Origin of the sequence: Canicola haemoglobinophilus, assembly GCF_002015075.1 — a bacterium.
Classification (GTDB): Bacteria; Pseudomonadota; Gammaproteobacteria; order Enterobacterales; family Pasteurellaceae; genus Canicola; species Canicola haemoglobinophilus.
The window spans coordinates 1-2787 of the sequence record NZ_MUXZ01000068.1; the positions used below are offsets into that span (position 1 = coordinate 1).

Here is a 2787-nt window from a genome sequence, read left to right on the forward strand (position 1 = left end):
ACAAGTGCGGTAACTTTTTAAGAAAATTTTGCAAATTCATAGCCCCAAAACACTTATAAATTACAAACACCCTTATCCCATTTAGGATTCTGATAACTGCATTCTGCGGGAGTCAAATGAATATATCCTTTTTCTATCATGCAATGATGTAATTTGTCCGATTGCTCCACTGTTTTTATATTCTCTAATTTATAATCACCAGATTTACCTCCACAAAATACAACATCTTTCCAACGTTGCTCTGAATTAGTTTTTCCTAAACTATAAGGCTTTTGATACCTAGATACAGAGGGAAATATATCTCCTTTATCAATAAAACAATTAACCATCTGAGGAGTATAGACACAACTATCATGATAGAAACATCCACTTAGGAACAACGAAAACATAAAGCAAAAATTTTTCATTTTAATTCCCTCCTAATTGAAAAAGCTCCTCCATAAAATCGGAAGATATTGCATCACTAAGTGTAGACTGATATGAGCATTTTTCTTTTTATATAAATTAATTAACCCTACTTTTATTTACATTTTTCATAGTTCTGATGACATTCAATCCTTGAAAGATTTATGTAACCTTTTCTTCTCATACAGGAATATAGTTCTGATATATATATGTGAAAAGAGTTTAAGTCAAATCTAGGATTTATAGGGAGTGGTGTTAAATACTTATATTCCTCTGTTAATTTTTTTTCATACTCCGTATTTACTTTATAGAGTTCATAATATTTTTCTCTATATTTTTGGAAATTTTGAACAAACTCTTTACGTTGATGTAAGATAAAATTACCATCTTTTACCCTAACCCCTCCACAAGACTCTAAATCATTCCATCTAGTTTCAGCATCAGTGAAACCAATACTTTCTTTCTTTTGCAGGCGGGCTATATCTGAGGCGCCATCATAACAAGAAACATTTTGTGGGGTATAAAAACAACCTGTTTCAAATGAATAGTAACAGCTAGTAACTATAAATGGAGAAAGAGCAAATAATAATTTCTTCATACTATCGTTTCCTAACTTGAAAACTTTGATAAAAATTACTCAAGATGCCCTTACTAGTTACAAATTTTCTTCTTCCAACAGTCATAAGCATCAAAATAAATATAGTTTTTTTCTTTCATGCATAATACAAACCTACGTTTCCCATTTATATTATAAAAACTGGACTTATCTAATTTGGGAAGTGTTTCATGTATCCACCCATCTTCATTATATTGAGCCCCACAATTAATGGCATCAAGCCAACGTTGTTTTGGCGATGTTCTCCCTATTTTATCGATTTTTTGATACCTTGTTATATCTGGATAATCAGAGTCATAGCTACAATTTACCATTTGGGGAGTATAGATGCAGCCATCATGATAGAAACATCCACTTAGGAACAACGAAAACATAAAGCAAAAATTTTTCATTTTAATTCCCTCCTAATTGAAAAAGCACTTCCATAAAATCGGAGGATATTGCATCACTAAGCGCAAATGGTGCAGCCATAGGAATTGCAATAATTGTTGTTGCTGTAGAACCTATATGTTGAGCCATATTTTTATTTTGTAAGGTATTTCCCTGTTTGTCGTACCATCTCCATATTTGCCCTCCCATCATATCGTGAGATCCAGCAAATGATTCAATTATACGATCTGATAAGGAGCCAACAGAGTAAGGGAGTCGAACAAAATGAAGGTTCCACTCACCTCCTACTGCTTGAAAACCACCTGTTTCGCCATATAAATTCTTTGCTTTTTTATTTTTGTTAGGATTTATAGCATCTGATAATGACAGTAGCTCTGAATTACCTTTGTAAACTACTTCTCCATTCTCATTTTCACTACATCTATCTTTACCACAAATTACATCTAAATCAATCCTAATACCACCTAACTTAACCCCATCAAAATAACTGCTATCATAACTATCATTTCTGAGAACCTTACCTGTCTTTTCATCTTTTATCCCCTTGAATATCCTTGAATTAGCCAGAGTCTCCTCTCGCATTTTAGTTGCTGCTAGTTGCAATGTACCTTGTGTAATAGCAACTTCCGGCGAGCCTGCAACAATACCTACAACGGTTTCTAAAAGACGTTTTTGATATTGCAATTTGTAAATTTCATTATAAAGTGCAGTCTTTTCTTCCTCTGTTTTTGCTTGCTTAATTTGCTCCCTTAATTTTGCTTGTTTTGGCAATACATAAGAATCAATCGTTGAAAAGGCATTTTTCCTGAAATCTTGTGTAGCTTTTACCTGTATATTTAGCTCTTTCAAGACCTTTTCTTTGTCAAATGTATTTTCCAATTTCCCTGAACGGCTTTCAGCTGTTTCCGTTGTGGTATCTGTTTTTATTTCAGACAAGGTTTGCTCAACTGTTTTTCCTGTTTTTTCAAACTGAGCCTTTTCATCTTTGATATGGATATTAGCCGTGCCTATGCCTGAATAGGTAACACTAGTTTCGGATTCCTTATCCTGTCCAAGACCAAAACCTACACCTCCAACAAAAGAAGATTTACCTTCTGCAAGCTTTATTTGGTCTGTTTTTATTGGGGTATCATTACCATTTTTGTCAATATAAATTGGTTCACCTTTATCATTGACCGCTTGCTTATTACTTTGAGCAATACCTTTATCACCTAATGGTGTTTCAAAGTTCATGGCAACGCTTCCGCTAATACCAAACCCACTCGCATTATGGCGACTCAGATTTTCAATATCAGAATACGTCAATGTACCTGTGCTAAAACGGTTTTTGTTTTGTTGTTCAGCTTGATTGGTTGAAGTGATAACCGCACCTTTTA

3 protein-coding genes and 1 pseudogene are annotated in these 2787 nt (G+C 33.8%); all 4 read right to left on the reverse strand.

Annotated elements, in window-relative coordinates; all coding sequences use genetic code 11:
- Nucleotides 1-53 precede the first annotated feature (53 nt).
- Complete coding sequence (locus tag B0186_RS11175) at nucleotides 54-407, reverse strand: hypothetical protein (protein WP_078219522.1); 354 nt, start codon at nucleotides 405-407, stop codon at nucleotides 54-56.
- A gap of 113 nt (nucleotides 408-520) precedes the next feature.
- Nucleotides 521-1003, reverse strand: coding sequence for a hypothetical protein (locus B0186_RS11180; RefSeq protein WP_078219524.1), 483 nt, complete (start codon nucleotides 1001-1003; stop codon nucleotides 521-523).
- A 53-nt stretch (nucleotides 1004-1056) separates the two neighbouring features.
- Nucleotides 1057-1413 (reverse strand): hypothetical protein, encoded by a 357-nt coding sequence (locus B0186_RS11185; protein WP_078219526.1) that lies wholly within the window; start codon nucleotides 1411-1413, stop codon nucleotides 1057-1059.
- Between the two features lies 1 nt (nucleotide 1414).
- Nucleotides 1415-2787 (reverse strand): annotated as a pseudogene (locus B0186_RS11905) (hemagglutinin repeat-containing protein); the annotation flags it as partial.